The sequence below is a fragment of the uncultured Maricaulis sp. genome (assembly GCF_947259345.1).
Classification (GTDB): domain Bacteria; phylum Pseudomonadota; class Alphaproteobacteria; order Caulobacterales; family Maricaulaceae; genus Maricaulis.
On sequence record NZ_CAMYLS010000007.1, the window covers coordinates 101,134 to 117,588 of the forward strand.

At 62.1% G+C, this 16,455-nt stretch carries 16 protein-coding genes; 6 read left to right on the forward strand and 10 right to left on the reverse strand.

Annotation, left to right across the window (positions count from 1 at the left end):
- Nucleotides 1-20: 20 nt before the first annotated feature.
- Nucleotides 21-2,246 carry a hypothetical protein gene (locus Q0X62_RS04120; RefSeq protein WP_297731983.1) on the reverse strand — a complete coding sequence of 742 codons (2,226 nt, stop codon included), beginning with the start codon at nucleotides 2,244-2,246 and terminating at the stop codon, nucleotides 21-23.
- Nucleotides 2,247-2,567: 321 nt separating this feature from the next.
- On the opposite strand from Q0X62_RS04120, the gene Q0X62_RS04125 reads away from it, so the two are divergent.
- Complete coding sequence (locus Q0X62_RS04125; RefSeq protein WP_297731986.1) at nucleotides 2,568-2,945, forward strand: hypothetical protein; 378 nt, start codon at nucleotides 2,568-2,570, stop codon at nucleotides 2,943-2,945.
- Nucleotides 2,946-3,025: 80 nt separating this feature from the next.
- Here the strand turns inward: Q0X62_RS04125 and Q0X62_RS04130 are convergent, their stop codons facing one another.
- Nucleotides 3,026-4,525, reverse strand: coding sequence for a CoA-acylating methylmalonate-semialdehyde dehydrogenase (locus tag Q0X62_RS04130; RefSeq protein ID WP_297731988.1), 1,500 nt, complete (start codon nucleotides 4,523-4,525; stop codon nucleotides 3,026-3,028).
- 218 nt (nucleotides 4,526-4,743) lie between these two features.
- Between Q0X62_RS04130 and Q0X62_RS04135 the strand changes: the two genes are divergently transcribed.
- Complete coding sequence (locus Q0X62_RS04135) at nucleotides 4,744-5,445, forward strand: hypothetical protein (protein ID WP_297731990.1); 702 nt, start codon at nucleotides 4,744-4,746, stop codon at nucleotides 5,443-5,445.
- A 9-nt stretch (nucleotides 5,446-5,454) separates the two neighbouring features.
- On the opposite strand, the gene Q0X62_RS04140 is transcribed toward Q0X62_RS04135, so the two are convergent.
- The gene (locus Q0X62_RS04140) at nucleotides 5,455-5,787 is read right to left on the reverse strand and encodes a metalloregulator ArsR/SmtB family transcription factor (RefSeq protein WP_297731992.1); all 333 of its coding nucleotides are present in this window, start codon (nucleotides 5,785-5,787) and stop codon (nucleotides 5,455-5,457) included.
- A gap of 91 nt (nucleotides 5,788-5,878) precedes the next feature.
- Nucleotides 5,879-6,529 (reverse strand): hypothetical protein, encoded by a 651-nt coding sequence (locus Q0X62_RS04145; RefSeq protein WP_297731994.1) that lies wholly within the window; start codon nucleotides 6,527-6,529, stop codon nucleotides 5,879-5,881.
- Nucleotides 6,530-6,674: 145 nt separating this feature from the next.
- Between Q0X62_RS04145 and Q0X62_RS04150 the strand changes: the two genes are divergently transcribed.
- The 3 genes from Q0X62_RS04150 to Q0X62_RS04160 all read left to right on the forward strand — a co-directional run bounded on the left by Q0X62_RS04150 (nucleotide 6,675) and on the right by Q0X62_RS04160 (nucleotide 10,224).
- Nucleotides 6,675-7,529, forward strand: a complete 855-nt coding sequence (locus Q0X62_RS04150; RefSeq protein ID WP_297731996.1) for a 1-acyl-sn-glycerol-3-phosphate acyltransferase — start codon at nucleotides 6,675-6,677, stop codon at nucleotides 7,527-7,529.
- The gene (locus Q0X62_RS04155) at nucleotides 7,526-8,395 is read left to right on the forward strand and encodes a LysR family transcriptional regulator (protein ID WP_297731999.1); all 870 of its coding nucleotides are present in this window, start codon (nucleotides 7,526-7,528) and stop codon (nucleotides 8,393-8,395) included. The genes Q0X62_RS04150 and Q0X62_RS04155 overlap by 4 nt, the downstream gene beginning before the upstream one ends.
- 101 nt (nucleotides 8,396-8,496) lie before the next feature.
- A complete protein-coding gene (locus tag Q0X62_RS04160; protein WP_297732001.1) occupies nucleotides 8,497-10,224 on the forward strand; it encodes a DUF885 domain-containing protein in 1,728 nt (575 codons plus the stop codon).
- A gap of 45 nt (nucleotides 10,225-10,269) precedes the next feature.
- On the opposite strand, the gene Q0X62_RS04165 is transcribed toward Q0X62_RS04160, so the two are convergent.
- The 6 genes from Q0X62_RS04165 to sdhC form a co-directional block, all read right to left on the reverse strand.
- Complete coding sequence (locus tag Q0X62_RS04165; RefSeq protein ID WP_297732003.1) at nucleotides 10,270-11,394, reverse strand: VCBS repeat-containing protein; 1,125 nt, start codon at nucleotides 11,392-11,394, stop codon at nucleotides 10,270-10,272.
- Nucleotides 11,395-11,534: 140 nt separating this feature from the next.
- On the reverse strand, nucleotides 11,535-12,314 hold the full coding sequence (locus Q0X62_RS04170) for a succinate dehydrogenase iron-sulfur subunit (protein WP_297732005.1): 780 nt from the start codon (nucleotides 12,312-12,314) through the stop codon (nucleotides 11,535-11,537).
- Between the two features lie 12 nt (nucleotides 12,315-12,326).
- The gene (locus Q0X62_RS04175) at nucleotides 12,327-12,752 is read right to left on the reverse strand and encodes a DUF3052 domain-containing protein (protein WP_297732007.1); all 426 of its coding nucleotides are present in this window, start codon (nucleotides 12,750-12,752) and stop codon (nucleotides 12,327-12,329) included.
- Nucleotides 12,753-12,754: 2 nt separating this feature from the next.
- Entirely contained in the window at nucleotides 12,755-14,542 is a 1,788-nt protein-coding gene (sdhA, locus tag Q0X62_RS04180) for a succinate dehydrogenase flavoprotein subunit (RefSeq protein WP_297732009.1), read from the reverse strand.
- 12 nt (nucleotides 14,543-14,554) lie between these two features.
- The gene (gene sdhD / locus Q0X62_RS04185; protein WP_297732011.1) at nucleotides 14,555-14,926 is read right to left on the reverse strand and encodes a succinate dehydrogenase, hydrophobic membrane anchor protein; all 372 of its coding nucleotides are present in this window, start codon (nucleotides 14,924-14,926) and stop codon (nucleotides 14,555-14,557) included.
- A gap of 2 nt (nucleotides 14,927-14,928) precedes the next feature.
- Nucleotides 14,929-15,321, reverse strand: a complete 393-nt coding sequence (sdhC, locus tag Q0X62_RS04190; RefSeq protein ID WP_297732013.1) for a succinate dehydrogenase, cytochrome b556 subunit — start codon at nucleotides 15,319-15,321, stop codon at nucleotides 14,929-14,931.
- Between the two features lie 222 nt (nucleotides 15,322-15,543).
- Between sdhC and Q0X62_RS04195 the strand changes: the two genes are divergently transcribed.
- Nucleotides 15,544-16,413, forward strand: coding sequence for an SDR family oxidoreductase (locus tag Q0X62_RS04195; protein ID WP_297732015.1), 870 nt, complete (start codon nucleotides 15,544-15,546; stop codon nucleotides 16,411-16,413).
- Nucleotides 16,414-16,455: the final 42 nt, after the last annotated feature.

The following is a 16,455-nucleotide window of genomic DNA, read 5'->3' on the forward strand; positions in this document are numbered from 1 at the left end:
TCTCTCCCGATGATGCCGGCTCAGCGCCCATCGCTTGACGCGTCCATGCCGTATGGTGCAGCGGTGTTTTCAGCAATGAAATTAGACAGGTGGTCGAGAACAACTGCCTGCTCCTCGCCGGGCAACAACCAGAAGACCCGGTGCTGGCACTCAATCGGCTCGGCAGCCACCGGCCATTGAACCGCCTCAAGGGCCTCAAGCACATCACTGGCAATGTCAAAAGATTGGCCTGGAAACGCATCACAATTCAGTACGGTGACAGCGGTATCGTGTTCCGGCAGCCGCACAGCTTCCAGAATTGACCGCGCAATCGCTGAGAGTTTCGTTAAGGCCGTTGAATAGTGGTTGGCGCCAGGCTCGGGGTATTGGAGATAGGGATAGAAGATCAAGCTCCCGGTGACGGCAACATTTCCAACGTAGTAGTGGTGGGCCGTATAAGTTGAGCTTCGGTCCAGCCGAACCCCGAAGTTACTGTCGCCCGCAAGATCTGGCACTACGATCGCGCACCTCGCACCTCCGGCGCCTTCGGACAGAGAGCCAATGGCGAAGGACGATCCCTTGCGGAACCCAAGAAGGCACGTTCGGGCGGAATCAAGCGATTCATCATCAGATATCCACGCCATCGCACCGCTGACATCGTCAAAAAACCTTGTTCCCGCATCCGCTTGGTTCACACGCCAGGCATCAAGGCCGCGGCCCGTACCGCCCCTTGCTTCCAATTCAATAACCGTAAAACCAAGCGCGGCGAGGTATTGACGCCGGATATCCATTCGATCGGAAATCGGCGCGCTCATGGTCTCGGGCATCAAGATTACCGACGCGCCGAAATTGTCTGCGCTCGGATCGCCTCTCAAGACGATCGCGTGCGCCGGACTATCCGAGTCTGATGGAATGAGAATTCGCTCAGGCGTGGATATGATGTCGTCGAACGCGCTGGACCTCTCACGACCGATCAAACGTAGCTGAGCATCTCTTGTATCCAGTACATAATAGCTGGCATGGCCATCATGATTGACCGCGCGAACAGTCCAAACAGTTCGGTCAACATCCCAACTCTCGACCTCAACGGATCGACCGCGAAGCGAATCCGAGACCAACGAGTGAATACGGCGCACTTCCGGATCAAGATAGTCGACATCTCCGCGAGTTCCGAGCCGCCGAACACCCACCAAACGGTTCGTGTGCCGGTCTCTAAGATAAGCGCCCTGATTTCCGCCCACATCAACTTCGGACGATTGAACGACAGGTCCGAACACGGCTCCGTCGTCCAGGTTCAAGCCGAAAACTGCCAGCCTGCCATTGTAGACGCTTGAGAACGCTACGGTCCGTCCATCGGGCAATATACCCGCCATGTCAGCCGCACGCCCAAGGCCATCGTGAGCGCCTTCAGACAGTGCTTCGGAGTCGAGCAAATCAACGTCCCTCCAATTGCCCTCTCGACGCACGCGCACATAGAACGAGCGATTATTGTCCCAATCGCGAATGGCTCGGTTGAATCCGCCACTTTCTCGCCCGCTGGAATTCACCATTTGCACCAACGGAACTCCATTTGAATCAATCAGATAGGTTGCCGACAGGCTTCCGGTGAACTCACGCCGCATCTGGCCCGTCTCGAGATTTCGAATGAAGAGTGCCACATCGTCATCCAGTGACGAATTGGTCCGACCGACGGTTTGCCCAGCTCGTGTTACAGGCATCCAGAAGAGGACACTCTCCGGGTCCGCTGGGAGCGTCCCGGCCAATACAGCGAGTTGGTCCAGCTCCTGTGCCTGCATTGAGACAAGTGAGTATATGTAGCTGCGCGCGACTAGCCGAACGATGCCTCGATCACGGTCTCGTACTTGGTCCTGATACTTGAGCAGGAGATGATTAGAGCCTAACCACTCCGCATTTAACAAGCGGTTTTGCCCACTCGCATCGATCGTGTCGGTTTCCGAACCATCCAGAGAAACGATTACCAAGCGACGCCCCGACTGAGAGAGCCCAACAAGGGCCAAGAGGCGATTCCCGTCTGGCGAGACGCGGACATTTTCCATCAAAGGAAGCTCGGTGAGAACGTCCACAACCGCACGCTCCTGCACCGCGGCCCCTCCAACAGCGGTCCAGACGACAGATAAAAGTAAGGCAAGAAGGGCTCTGCGGACCGCGCGGCGCGCGCCGACGCGGATAGACGCCACCCATCTGGAACCGCCACGTCGGCCCAAAGCCTCAAACCCGAGTGCCGATCCCGAATCCAGCCCGGTCATGATACACCCCGTCCGGCATGAATATGAGGAACGGTTCGGAACTGGAATGTGGCCATTTTGGACTCTCAACACCGGAATACAGTTAACGGTATGTTTTCCATGTCCTAGCGGGACGGGCTTGGCAAGGGGAGGGAAGATCGCAGTTTAACGCTCATTTTCTACGCATTTGAATTGATTGAATATGGTTGGTTAATATGGCGAGATAGCCTGCCATTGCAGGCGATTAGGACCCGACTGCTCATTTTGAAATACTGGCGAACAGCGTTCAAAAAATCTAGTTTGGGCCGGTAAGAAAAACAAAATCGTGTTAGGTGATTGAGTATGACGGTGCGGGTGACCCTTATCGACGGCGGTAGCGTCGTTGAAATCAAGGCCAGTGGGCAAGCGACGCGTCGCGAGGCGGGCTGGGCGACTGAACGTGCGCGTGAGCTGAGCGCAAATAATGATGTGATGGCGATCCTCGCCGACTGCCAGGACGCAGAGCCCCAGCAATCACCACAGCTCTCCGCAGAGATAATCGAGAACTTCCTGTTCGCGCTCGAGCGGCCGCTCCCCAGCGCCTACATCGTGCCGCTGGTCTGGGATGAAACCTATGCGAAGGCCGTGCGCAAGGAGTTGATCGAATTGCCGCCGAATGCGCGATTTTTTACAGATCGCGAAAGCGCGCTCGACTGGCTCGCCGGTTTTCAGGCCGCCTGACGCCAACGGCGATGACGCATGCGAAAAGGGCCCCCCGGCATTCCGGGGGGCCCTTCTTCATTCGGGATTGTGTGTCGGGCCTAGTTCATCGTCGGGATGACGAAGGCCTGATCACCGATATCGCCGGTCGGCCAGCGCTGGGTGACCGTCTTGATCTTGGTGAAGAAGCGGATGCCATCCGTTCCGTACTGGTTGGTGTCGGTAAAGGCCGAGCGCTTCCAGCCGCCGAAGGAATGATAGGCCACCGGCACCGGGATGGGCACATTGATGCCAACCATGCCGACCTGGACCTTGGAGGCGAATTCGCGCGCGGCCAGGCCGTTGCGCGTGAAGATGGCCACGCCATTGCCATACTGGTGCTCGGACGGCAGGTGCGCCGCCTCGTCGAGACTGTCAGCACGTACGACCTGCAGGACCGGTCCGAAAATCTCTTCCTGATAGGAGGACATGGACGGCTTCACATTGTCGAACAGGCTCGGCCCGATAAAGAAGCCCTTCTCATGACCCTGAAGCTCAAAGCCGCGGCCATCCAGCAATAGGTCAGCGCCTTCATCGACACCGGTCTGGATCCACTTTTCGATCGAGGCACGATGCGCAGAGGAGACGACCGGCCCGTAATGGGCGTCAGCATCCGTCGATACGCCGACGCGCAGCTTGGCCGCTTCTTCCTTGATGCGGCCGACAAACTCGTCTGCCGTGTCCTTGCCCACCGGAACCGCGACCGGCAGTGCCATGCAGCGTTCGCCCGCAGACCCGAAGGCCGCGCCGAGGAAGTCATTGACCACCTGGTCCATATCGGCGTCGGGCATGATAATGCCGTGGTTCTTGGCGCCACCCATGGCCTGGAAGCGCTTGCCCTCACGGGCGCAGGTCTGGGCGATGTAGTGGGCGATATTGGACGAACCGACGAAGGATACGGCCTTGATGTCGTCATTGTGGAGCAAGGCATCCACAGCGGTTTTGTCCCCATGCACGATCTGCAGCACGCCTTCCGGCAGGCCGGCCTCGATCATCAGCTCCGCCAGACGCACCGGCACGGACGGGTCCTTCTCGGACGGCTTCAGGATCATCGCATTGCCGGTCGCGAGCGCCATACCCATGAACCACATCGGGATCATGGCCGGGAAGTTGAACGGTGAAATGCCAGCGACCACGCCGAGCGGTTGGCGCATCGAGTAGACGTCAATGCCGGTACCGGCACTCTCGGTGTACTCGCCCTTGAGCAGATGTGGGGCGCCGCAGGCGAATTCGATCACTTCCAAACCACGGATCAGATCACCCTTGGCATCGGCGATGACCTTGCCATGCTCGGAGGAGAGGAGCGCGGCGAGACTGTCCATCTCGGCTTCGACGAGCGCCTTGTACGTCATGAGAACGCGCGCCCGGCGCTGCGGGTTCATCGCCGCCCATTTGATCTGCGCGGCCTTGGCGTCGGCAACGGCCTTTGCGACTTCGTCGGTTGTCGCGAACTGGACGCGTGCCTGCACTTCGCCCGTATTGGGATTGAAGACATCGCCATATTGACCGGACGTGCCGACAGCCGCCTTGCCATTGAGGAAGTGATGGATCTCGCGCGTCATTTCTACGCTCCCGAAACTCGTGTGGACCCGACCCTCGCCGGGACCGGTTGCTGGCGCTGACTTAGTATGCTCGCTTCCGGATGTCGAGCCAGACAGCTGGCCACCAACGCCGATACTGCCGGGTTGATCATCGCTTGATTATCACGTCAGCTGACTGCCGGGCGACCGGACGGGTGAACTCACGCGTTCAACCACCAAACCAGCCCGAGGAGTGGCCAATGTATCGCATGATCACCGGATTCGCGGCGCTGCTCTGTCTGACAGCTTGTGCCAATGATCGCAGCGCTCAGGACGCGCGGCCCCTGACCGGCTTCGAGGGCGCCACGCGCCTGGTTGACCGGGGTCAGTTCGCCGAGGCTCTGCCAATCCTGCGATGCGTGGCGCGGCAGGGTGAAGGCTTCGAGATCGCCGAGTATCTGGCCGGCCACAGCGCGCTCGCGCTTTCACGCGCAGCCGAGACGCCCGACCTGCGGCGCGATGACTTGCGGGCGGAGGGTCTTGATCGCCTCATCACCGCCGGCGAAGCGGGATGGCCGGCTGCCCAGGCCGAGTTGGCAGCGGCCTTCGTGGCAATCGAGGCCGACAGGTCGCCTACCCAAGCCGCCTATTGGGCCGCCGTCTATCGCGGCAACATGCGCGAGCAGGCCTATGGGATCGACCGCCTGGATGATGACATTGAGGCGCGCATTGACGCCGCCTTGACACCCCAAGAGCGCGCCACTGCCGCAACGCGCGCGGCCGCTTTCACGCCGACCCGCCTGGAACGCCTGCCCATGACTCCGGAATGCGCCGCCCATGTTCGCTCCGGTCTTGGACGGCCAGGCGCGAGCGACGCGCGAGGCCGCCCCCATGGTGGCAATGGTCAAAGTGGCAGAGGGCCTGGCGGACAAACCGGCCGTGGTCCCGGCGGTACCAACTAGATCGCAAACTCAGGACGCCTCGGCGAGCGCCGCGTTGTCCTTGCCGACAAGGTCGGGGCGATTGTGGCAGCACTCATCCACCAGGAAGGAAACGAGTTCACGTGTGCCCGACGGATTCAGCGAATAGAGCATGAAACGGGATCGGCGTTCAGCCTTGATCAGGCCGGCACGTCCGAGGGCCTGCAGATGACCGGTCATCGTAGAAGGCGGGATATCGAAGCCATGGGCCAGCTCACCGGCGGAGGCACGCTCCGGGGCCTGGTCGCACAATCTGCGAAACAGGGCGAGGCGCACAGGGTGCGCAAGCGCGGCGAATCCGGCGAGGGCATTGCAAGCAGTCATGCCAACCGGGTTACGGGCGAAGCATGACCGCTGCATTCGATTTCGGTGAAAGTTTTACGACAGAAACCGCGTCAGAAAGCGCTCGCCATGATCAGGCGGCACTTGGTCGCTTGGGAAAGACGCGGTCGATGAGGCGACTGACCAGTCCGTAGCGCACGCCGCGCGGGCGTCTCGCCGGATCGGCAACGCGGGCGAGACCTGCCAATGACCTCGCATCGCAGACTGCACCCGTCTTGCGGAAAATGGCGGCTTCACCACCGATACGGGCCTCCAGAACCCAGCTTGAATCCCCGGCGAGGGCATCAGCAAGACGGGCGCACGCACCGTGATCTGCGCCCAGCAGCACCAGGACGCCGCCGTCACGCAGGCGCCCGGACACATGACGCCAATTGGCGGCCATCGCCGGAAAGCCGGTCTCCGCGCCGAAGATGGCCAGATCGAATGGTGCCGCATCCGCGTCAGATCGCGCCGCCGGGCCCCCGCTCAGGGCGTCGGTCGGGATAGCGCGTCGGTCACAGGCTGCTTGCAAGGCCTCGATCGCACCCATCGGCGCAACGATCTGGTGATGCGCACCTCGCTTCAGGCAGACAGTGCCGAGATCGCCGCCACCAATTTGGATGGTGCGCTGGCCGGGCTGAATCACCGTGCTCAGATAATCAGCCACGAGATCGTCCTGGATGCGGGCCCGCTTGGTTGGCAGGCGGCGGATTTCCCCGGCAGGAAGCGTTTGGGTCATCGTCATGGCGTGTTCCATTCGTGAACAAGGCGTTAACGTCTGACCGGGCTGTCGCAAGCGCCGGGCCAATTTGTAAATCTTCCGGTAACCCTGTTGCCGCGAAACGCGAAAACCCGTTGCTTCGGGGCCGTTGGGGGAGTTTCCTGCCTGCATGACCGAAGCCGATTCTTCACCGCCCGCGGTGAAGCCGCACATCGTCGACGAGCTGATCGAGGACCGGGCCCCCCGCCTGATCCACACACCGGTATGGCCGCTGATCCGCACGATCGGCTATCCGATGCTGGGCTACCGTCGCGCCGTGGCCATGGCCGATGCGATCGCCGACCTGTCCGGCACGGAATGTTTTGAATGGGCGTCTGACTATCTGCGCCTGAATACGCGTTGTGAGGGTCTGGAGAATGTTCCGGAGAGCGGACCCTGCGTGATCGTGGCCAATCATCCCGGCGGTATCGCGGACGGGATCGCCCTGTGGGACAGTCTGAAAGCACGACGGTCCGACCTGCTCTATTTCGCCAATCGTGATGCCCTGAGAGTCTGCCCTGGCCTGGAGGAGCGGATCATCCCGGTGGAATGGCGCGACCAGAATCGCAATCGCAATCAGAGCCGCGAAGTCCTTCGGCGCGCCATCGATGCCTTCAAGGACGGCCAGTGCATTGTCCTTTTCCCGTCCGGGCGGATGTCGGAGTGGAGCTGGAAGCATTGGTGCCTGCGCGAAAAACCCTGGCAGCCGACCGCGATCAGCCTGGCCCGCAAATTCGGCGCACCGGTCATCCCGCTGGCCGTGCGCCAGCGCATGCCGCTGCTCTACTACGTGCTCGCCCAGATCAATGAAGAGCTCAAGGACATGACGATTTTCCACGGCCTGATGGGCAAGGCCGGCGCCCGCTACGAGCTGGCCTATGGTCGACCTATGACCATCGGCAAGGATGACGGGAGCGACGCCCATGTCACCGAGATGTTCCGCGACATCTGCGAGCGCCAGGCCTGGGGGCGAGGCGGCGCGTGAGTCTGGCTCCGGGCTTCTCCATCGCCGCGCTGCGGGCCTTTGTCGGAATCGTGGAGGCTGGCAGCGTCACGCGCGCCGCGCGGACTTTGCATCTCAGCCAGAGCGCGGTGAGCCATCACCTCAAGGCGATCGAGGACCGCGCCGGACGAGCCCTCTTCACGCGCACCGGACAAAGCCTGACCCTGACCGAGGAAGGCGAGATTTTCTACGTCGATGTCCGCGACGCCCTCGCCTTGCTGACCGGCGCTGTACGGCGCTTCTCCCCGCAAGACGGAACACGGCTCGTCCTCGGCATTCAATACTCCTTCGGCTATCATTGGCTCGCGCCCCTACTCGCCCGCCTGCAAGGTGCCTTCCCTGATATCGATTTCGAGCTCACCCTGCTGGCGGATATTCCCGATGCCCGACAGCGAACGATCGACCTCGTCATCTCTGCCTGGGATGTACCGGGCGATGTCAGAACTCTCGCGACTTTCGACACACAATGGCGGCCCTACGCCCAAACCGGCCTGGTGCGTTCAACCGACTGGGCGGCGGGACCCTGGGCGCTCATCACCTTCGAGAACCGAACCGATTGGCGCAGCTGGGGCTTGTCGCTCGACGCAGTCCAGGCGCCCTGGTTGCGAACCGACGCGGCCGGGATCGCGCTGGAACTCGTCAAACAGGGCCTTGGCATCGGCTTGTGCGCCGACATCATGGCCCGGCCAGCCCGCGCGGCGGGGCTGATCGAACCGATCAGCCAGCAAACCGCCCCGCTGAGCTGGGGGCAACTCAATCTCCATGGCAGCAATCGGTCACCGCACCGTCAGAGCATCGACGCGGTCGCCGCCTGGTTGGCCGAGACGATCCGGCACCCGATCGATTGAACTCATAGCTTCATATATTTTTTCGATGCAACGGAGCGACTCTCTGGCCTTCGCCTGAGTGCCCACCTAGGCAGGTCTCCGAACCAGCGCTGGATTGAGACATGCACCTCAAACTTCTCTCATCGGCCCTCGCCGTCCTCGCCCTTTCGGCTTGCAGCGATGCCCAGCAAGCGGACGTTCACGACCTGGCCGATGCCTGGCTGATCGGTTTTGCGGAACATGATCCATTGGAGGCCCGGCTGTGGGGCGTCGACACGCGCGGGCAGCCACTGATTGCCTTGCCGGTCGAAGCCCATGAGGCCGCGTGGCTGGCGCAGAACCGAGCCTGGTCCGCCGCCCTGGACCAGATTGATGCCAATGGCCTTTCCCCGGCCGAGCGCGCCCTTCACGCCAATCTGCGCAACAAGGTCGACGGCACTCTGGCACTGGAGGTGTGCCGTCGGGACCTTTGGCCGCTCAATCATGTCGCGGGCTGGCATCTCAATCTGCCGAACTCGCTGGGCGTCGCGCTTGAAGAGGCTGGTACATCCCTGACAGCCGAACAGGTAGAGCTCTGGGCGGATGCCCTGCTGACCTATCTCCCGGCGGAGCGGGCCAACCTGGAAGCCGGCCTGAATGCCGGCTATTCGACGCCCCGCAGTATCGCGCGCCAGGTGGCCGACCAGTTCGACGCGCTGGCTGAACTTGACGGGCCACTCTCGCCGGCGGGCCAAGGCCTCCCTCACGAGATTGAATCCGCATGGCTGGACGCGCTCGGCACCCGGATTGGTCCTGCCTTTCGTGACCATGCCCGCTACATTCGCGATACCTACGCCCCACAGGCACGAGCCGAGCGTTCGATCGCCGCCTTGCCGAACGGCGCGGCGTGCTACCAGGCCAGCTTGTTTCAGCAGACTGGTCTGCGGGTCTCCCCCGAGACATTGCTGGCCAGGGCGGACGCTTTCGAGGCAGACGCCGAAGCCGCCCTTGTCCAAGCCGGTCATGCGCTGTGGGGCCTAAATGACGCCGAGGCAATCCGCGCGCGATTTACAGCGCTGGAAGCGGAGCAACTCGAAACACCCGAGGCTGTGATTGCCACCGCCCAGGTCGATGCCGACCGGCTCTTGGCGGCATCGGCTTATCTCTTCCCGCCGCTCCCGGATCAAAGCGTGCGCATCGACACCTACCCGGCTGATCAACGCGCCGGAATGACCGCGAGCTATCGACCCGATTTCGCCCAAGGCTATGCCGGTGTCTACACGCTCAATCCGGACTCTCCGGGTCTGCGGGACCGTCGCACATCTGAATCCATCACGTCGCACGAAGTGGCACCCGGTCATCATACCCAGGCCATGGTCGCCCGACATGCCGGTACCGGGACCGACACACCGCTGCACCCGATCCTGACGGTCGGCATCAACAATACCTTTGTCGAAGGCTGGGCGAATTACGCCGAGATCCTCGCCGCCGAAGAGGGCCTGCTGCGTTATCCGGAGACCGAGATTGGACTCTGGATTGAGAGTGGCGAGGTCATTCCGATCGCCATCGGATTCAACACGGGCCTGGTGAGCGAAGCGGACACGGCCCGCGCCGCCCTGCGCCGCCGTGGTACGCCGGACGCGCCGCTCACAGCCGCCGACAATGTTCTCGATTGGCTGGCCATGATGCCGGGTCAGATCCTCACCTATGACCTTGGCGCCCAGGCCCTGTTGGAGCTGCGCGATCGGGCCCGCTCTATGCTAGGCGACCGGTTTGACTATCCCACCTTCCATCGCCTCATTCTGGAGGAGGGCAGCGTCCCGCTATGGCGGGTCGAGGAGAAGATTGACGCCTGGATTGACGACCGCTGATCCGCCCAGTGCTGACGCAAATCATTTAAGCGCGGCGGCGGCGCTTCAGTCCGGATCGAGACGATTGATCAGCGTGTAGTTCGAGCCTTCGGACACTGCATAGACAATGTCCGGGCGGCCATCTGCGTTCAGGTCGCCGACCGAGAGATTATAGCTGTTCGACGCCTCATCCCCGACGTCCAGAGCGACGAAGCCCGCACTATCGCGGAAATAGATGCGGTTGCGCACACCGCCATTGGCGACCGCGATATCCATCGCCCCGTCCTGGTTGAAGTCCGCCAGGGCGAGTCCGAACACAACATCCGTCTCAGCGCCGAAACGCTCCACACGCCCGAACCCGCCGAGCCCGTCATTCACGAAGATCAGGCTCTGCGCCTCCATCCCGCCGGCAATGATATCGGGATGGCCATCGCCGGTCACGTCACCCAGCTCGATCGCCCGGATCTCCATCTCCAGCTCGCCGCCCAGCAAGACGGGTTCGGCAAAGCCCCCTTCGGTCAGGCCGCGATAGAGCACAACGCCCTCGCCGCCACGATTTGAGAAGACCAGATCGAGGCGGTCATCGCCGTCCACATCATCGATGGCGACCTGGATGGTCTGCCAGGCACCGGTCAGTTCGATATCCGCTCCGAAGCCACCCTCGCCATCATTGAGAAAATAGCGATTGGCCTCGCCGCGCTGGACCAGGACGAGGTCCTGGTCGCCATCTCCGTCAAGATCAGCGGCCGCAATACTGCGTGCCTGCGCAACGGGCCCCAGCTCGCGCGCTTGTGTGAAATTGGCGTTGCCGTCATTGAAGAGAAGCAGGACCGGCAGGAGATCGCGCGCGACCGCCGCATCCAGGTCACCATCCCCATCCAGATCGGCCAGCGCCGCTTCATAGCCGGTAGCCCGGTCAGGCCCGGCATTGCGGGCCGAGCGGAAGAAACCCAGCCCGTTATTCAGGAAGACCTCGTCCTGCTGGATCCAGTGTCGGCCATTGACGGCAAAACCGTCGAGATCGCCATCGCCATCCAGATCTCCCAGATTGACCGAGGCCGTCAGCGCCGTTTCCTCACCGAAGAAATTATAGGGATGGAGCCAAAAAGGGTCCTGGGCTGACGCAGACGTCGCCAGACCGGTAATCCCGGCAGCGAGGCCCAAGGCTCCCGCCAATACACGCTTTCTCATGCCACACTCCCTCGTCTGGCCAGACGCTAGCGGCTGGTCAGGCGAGGCGCCAGTTACGAATTTGTGGGACAGCGCGGGACCACAAAAAAGCCCCGCCGGACCGAACGGGGCTTGATTGAACTTTGGAGCAATCGCCAAGCCTAGCTTTCGCGTTCGACCATCATCTGCTTGATCTCGCCAATGGCTTCAGCCGGGTTGAGGCCCTTCGGGCAGACCTGGGCGCAGTTCATGATGGTGTGGCAGCGATAGAGTTTGAACGGGTCATTGAGCTCGTCGAGGCGCTCGCCGGTGGCTTCGTCGCGACTGTCGGCGAGCCAGCGATAGGCCTGCAGCAGCGCCGCCGGACCCATGTATTTGTCGCCATTCCACCAATAGGACGGGCAGGCCGTGGAGCAGGAAGCGCACATGATGCACTCGTAAAGTCCATCCAGCTTTTCGCGCTGTTCGGGGCTCTGCTTCCATTCTTTTTCCGGCGCCGGCGTGTCGGTCTTGAGATAGGGCTTCACGGCGGCGTGCTGGGCGTAAAACTGCGTCAGGTCCGGGATCAGGTCGCGGACCACCGGCTGGTGCGGCAGCGGCGAGATAGTGATGTCGCCCTTGTACTCGTCAATGCCCGACGTGCAGGCGATCGTGTTACGGCCACCGATATTCATCGAGCAGGACCCGCAAACGCCTTCGCGGCAGGAACGCCGGAAGGCCAGCGAGGCGTCGACATTGTTCTTGATCCACAACAGGGCATCGAGAACCATCGGCCCGCAATCATCCATGTCCACCTTGTAGGTGTCCCAGCTCGGATTCTCGTCGGTTTCCGGATTATAGCGGTAGACCTTGAAAGTGCGCGTATTCTTCGCCCCGTCCGGTGTCGGGTGGGTCTTGCCCTTTTTTGGGGCGGAGCCTTTGGGGAGTGTCAGCTGAACCATTTGGGTCCTCGTTCAGTTCACGACGCGCTTGGGGCGCGGGATCATCAGTTTCAGGCCGGACCAGATCGCGTCGACGGCGCAAACCTTCACATCGACCAGGTCGATGGGCAGGGCGACATCGCGGATCACGTCCTCGGTCATGTCGGTTTCGACTTTCGACGCCTTCTTGGGCCAGGAGACCCAGATCATGCCGTCTTGCCGGATGGATGAGCGCAGGCGCGGCAGATCGGTTTCGAACTCGGCGCGCACCTTGGTGAAATAGTGCACATAGTCGAGCTCGTCGCCGGCATCCGCAGACGCTTGCTCGCGGTCAAAGACCGCCGCCGAGCGCAGTGCGTCATGCGCCTCGGGCAAATTCAGGAAGGCCACCGCCTGCCCGTCCTTGAGACCGAGCTTTTTTGGCAGGGGCGTGCCTGAATATCCGGCGGTCTGCGCCATGCCTAGTAAACTCGCGCCTTCGGCTCGATATACTTGATATCGTTGGACATCGTGTAGGTGTGGACCGGGCGGTAGTCGATCTTCACATTGCCGACCTCGTCGCACCAGGCGAGCGTGTGCTTCATCCAGTTCTCATCATCGCGATCGGAGAAGTCCTCGCGGGCATGTGCGCCGCGGCTCTCTTCGCGATTGGCCGCACCATTCACCGTCACAGCCGCCTGGCTGAGCAAATTGTCCATCTCGAGGGTTTCCATGAGATCGGTATTCCAGACCATGGTTCGGTCCGTCACGCCGATATCGGCCATGCCCGTATAGACCTGCTTGATCGCCTCAACGCCCTCCTCCAGCACCTCGCCAGTGCGGAAGACCGCGCAGTTATTCTGCATGGAGCGCTGCATTTCGAGGCGCAGCTTGGCGGTCGGCGTGCCGCCCGAAGCATTGCGGTACTTGTCCAGGCGGTCGAGCGAGATCTGGCCGTCTGTCGCCTTGATCTCCGGCTGGCTGGCACCGGCCTTGACCGTTTCGCCCAGGCGCAGCCCGGCGGCCCGTCCGAAGACGACGAGGTCGATCAGCGAGTTGGAGCCCAGGCGATTGGCGCCGTGCACCGAGACGCAAGCCGCTTCGCCGACAGCCATCAGGCCCGGCACGACCGTATCGGCATCGCCGCCGACCTTGGTCAGGACTTCGCCGTGATAATTGGTCGGGATGCCGCCCATATTGTAGTGGACCGTCGGCAGAACCGGAATCGGCTCCTTGGTTACATCCACACCCGCAAAGACGCGGGCGCTTTCGGAAATGCCGGGCAGGCGCTCGGCCAGGATGTCCGGATCGAGGTGATCGAGGTGAAGGTGGATATGGTCGCCATTGGCGCCAACACCCCGGCCTTCGCGAATTTCCATCGTCATCGAGCGTGAAACGACGTCGCGGGAGGCTAGGTCCTTGGCGGACGGGGCATAGCGCTCCATGAAACGCTCGCCATTGGAATTGGTCAGATAGCCGCCTTCACCGCGGGCACCCTCGGTGATCAGGCAGCCGGCGCCGTAAATCCCGGTCGGGTGGAATTGCACGAATTCCATGTCCTGCAGCGGCAGGCCGGCGCGCAGCACCATGGCATTGCCGTCACCAGTACAGGTGTGAGCCGAGGTGGCGGAGAAATAGGCGCGGCCATAACCACCGGTCGCCAGGACGACCGTCTGGGCGCGGAAACGGTGCAGCGTGCCATCGTCCAGCTTCCAGGCGGTGATACCGCGGCAGACACCGTCATCATCCATGATCAGGTCGAGCGCGAAATACTCGATGAAGAATTCGGTCTCATTGCGGACCGACTGGCCATAGAGCGTGTGCAGGATGGCGTGACCGGTCCGGTCGGCGGCGGCACAGGTCCGCTGGACCGGGCCTTCGCCGTAATTCTTGGTCATGCCGCCAAAGGCGCGCTGATAGATCTTGCCGTCCTCGGTGCGCGAGAAGGGCACGCCCCAGTGCTCGAGCTCGTAAACAGCGTCTGGCGCGTTGCGGCAGAGATATTCAATCGCATCCTGATCGCCCAGCCAGTCCGACCCCTTGACAGTGTCATACATGTGCCAGCGCCAGTCATCCTCGCCCATATTGCCCAGCGAGGCGGAAATCCCGCCCTGGGCCGCAACCGTGTGCGAGCGGGTCGGGAAGACCTTGGTGATGCAGGCGGTCTTCAGACCAGCCTGGGAAGCTCCGAGTGCCGCGCGGAGGCCCGAGCCCCCGGCGCCGACGACGACCACGTCATAGGTGTGATCGATCCAGTTGTATTCGGCCATGTGGTGCGTCCGTTAAAGCGCGAGTTTGAGCAGGGCGAAGGCGGTGACGAGCCACAGCCCCAGCGTCAGGAAGGTATTGCCCAGCATGAGCACCATCTTGGTACCCGACTTGTGGATATAGTCCTCGATGATCACCTGCATACCCAGGCGCATGTGCGACAAACCGGCCGTCAGCGTGAGCAGGGTGATGATCGCTCCGGCCGGGCTGGCAAAGAAGGCGGTGGCATTCGCCGGCGCGCCGGACTTGGCCAGCATCCAGACGAAGACCGGGGCCAGGAAAAAGAGGGCAATCGAGGTCACCCGATGGGTGATCCAGTGACCGGCCGCGTGGCCGGAAGCACCGAGGCCGCGAACCTTGGCGGCAGGCGTGCGATAATCGCTCATGTTCAGATCCCCAGCTCGATCCAGACCAGTGCGGTCGGAATGACAGCGCCGACAATGATCAGCACGGAACGCAGGTTGGAGCCCGCCGGATCATAGCCCTTGCCGGCGTCCCAGACGAGGTGACGCAAACCGTTGAGCCAGTGATAGCTGACCGCATAGGTCAGGGCGATCAGGCCCAGCTGCGTCACCCAGGCCATCCAGCCTTCAAAGAGAAAGCCGACGGCGCCCTCAGCTTCAAAAGCCAGCAGGATCACCCAGACGCTGATCGCGACAGCGCCGATGTAATTCGCCACGCCGGTGGCACGATGCAGAATGGATGACGCCATCGTCGCGTGCCAGCGCCAGACCTGAAGGTGTGGCGACAACGGACGCGGATCAGACCAGTCGGAAGCCATGAGGCAGCCTTTCGCTCTTTTGTCCGGAACCCACGCGGCAGCCCCGCCGACGCGGAAAGTCAGTGTCGAGGCAGCACAATAGGCCTGATGGTGTCAGGGTCAACGCAGGGCGAAGCGCACCGCTGACAACATCCAGACACTTTTTCAGGGATTCGGTACGCGATCCCGTTTGAGAAAGGCCGCGCACGCCCTAGGTTAGGCGTGTCCATCAGGGAGATCGACATGAGCCAAGTCCAGCCCTCCGCCGTCGTGACCGGAGCCTCCACAGGGATCGGCGCCGCCTGCGCCAAACGTCTTGTCGATGAAGGCTGGCGGGTTTTTGCCGGAGTGCGCAAGCCGGAAGATGGCGAGCGCCTGAAAGGTGAGCTGGGCGCGAACCTGGTTCCCGTCATCATCGACGTCACCGACACAACGAGCGTGAATGCCGCCGCCAAGACGGTCCGCGCGGCGCTCGACGGGCAGACGCTGAAGGGCCTGGTCAATAATGCCGGCATCGCGGTGGCCGGCCCGATGCTGGAATTGCCGCTGGAGGACTTCCAGAACCAGATGGACGTCAATGTGACCGGAATTGTCCGCGTCACCCAGGCCTTCGGTCCGCTTCTGGGCGTCGACGAGAGCCTGAAAGGCGAGCCGGGCCGCATCGTCATGATGTCGTCTGTCGCCGGCGAGATGGGCGCACCCTTCCTGGGCCCCTATGCCGCTTCCAAACATGCCGTTGAAGGCATCAGCAAGTCGCTGCGCCGTGAGCTCATGTTATATGGCATCGAGGTCGTCGTGATCGGGCCGGGCGCGGTCGCCACGCCGATCTGGTCCAAGGCCGAAGAGATCGATACGATACCCTATGAAAACAGCCCCTTCTTTGAAGCCATGACCCGCATCCAGGGCTGGATGGCCAAGAACGGGCCCGCCGGTTTCCCACCCTCGAAGATTGCCGATCGTGTCTTCCGGGCCTTCACTGACGCCAAGCCGCGTTTCCGCTATGCCATTGTGCCCCAGCGGCTGACCAATTGGTCGCTGCCCAAGATTCTGCCCGAGCGCCTGGTCAACAACATGGTCGCCAAGCGCGTCGGGCTGGAACGCAAGCACCGCTGACACCGTCTGTCGGCTTGTTAATTTGATCGCTCATCCCGATTG

Coding starts and splice junctions, on each gene's coding strand:
- Q0X62_RS04120 (WP_297731983.1), bottom strand. CDS start 2,246: ATGACCGGGCTGGATTCGGGATCGGCACTCGGGTTTGAGGCTTTGGGC.
- Q0X62_RS04125 (WP_297731986.1), top strand. CDS start 2,568: ATGACGGTGCGGGTGACCCTTATCGACGGCGGTAGCGTCGTTGAAATC.
- Q0X62_RS04130 (WP_297731988.1), bottom strand. CDS start 4,525: ATGACGCGCGAGATCCATCACTTCCTCAATGGCAAGGCGGCTGTCGGC.
- Q0X62_RS04135 (WP_297731990.1), top strand. CDS start 4,744: ATGTATCGCATGATCACCGGATTCGCGGCGCTGCTCTGTCTGACAGCT.
- Q0X62_RS04140 (WP_297731992.1), bottom strand. CDS start 5,787: ATGACTGCTTGCAATGCCCTCGCCGGATTCGCCGCGCTTGCGCACCCT.
- Q0X62_RS04145 (WP_297731994.1), bottom strand. CDS start 6,529: ATGACGATGACCCAAACGCTTCCTGCCGGGGAAATCCGCCGCCTGCCA.
- Q0X62_RS04150 (WP_297731996.1), top strand. CDS start 6,675: ATGACCGAAGCCGATTCTTCACCGCCCGCGGTGAAGCCGCACATCGTC.
- Q0X62_RS04160 (WP_297732001.1), top strand. CDS start 8,497: ATGCACCTCAAACTTCTCTCATCGGCCCTCGCCGTCCTCGCCCTTTCG.
- Q0X62_RS04165 (WP_297732003.1), bottom strand. CDS start 11,394: ATGAGAAAGCGTGTATTGGCGGGAGCCTTGGGCCTCGCTGCCGGGATT.
- Q0X62_RS04170 (WP_297732005.1), bottom strand. CDS start 12,314: ATGGTTCAGCTGACACTCCCCAAAGGCTCCGCCCCAAAAAAGGGCAAG.
- Q0X62_RS04175 (WP_297732007.1), bottom strand. CDS start 12,752: ATGGCGCAGACCGCCGGATATTCAGGCACGCCCCTGCCAAAAAAGCTC.
- sdhA (WP_297732009.1), bottom strand. CDS start 14,542: ATGGCCGAATACAACTGGATCGATCACACCTATGACGTGGTCGTCGTC.
- sdhD (WP_297732011.1), bottom strand. CDS start 14,926: ATGAGCGATTATCGCACGCCTGCCGCCAAGGTTCGCGGCCTCGGTGCT.
- sdhC (WP_297732013.1), bottom strand. CDS start 15,321: ATGGCTTCCGACTGGTCTGATCCGCGTCCGTTGTCGCCACACCTTCAG.
- Q0X62_RS04195 (WP_297732015.1), top strand. CDS start 15,544: ATGAGCCAAGTCCAGCCCTCCGCCGTCGTGACCGGAGCCTCCACAGGG.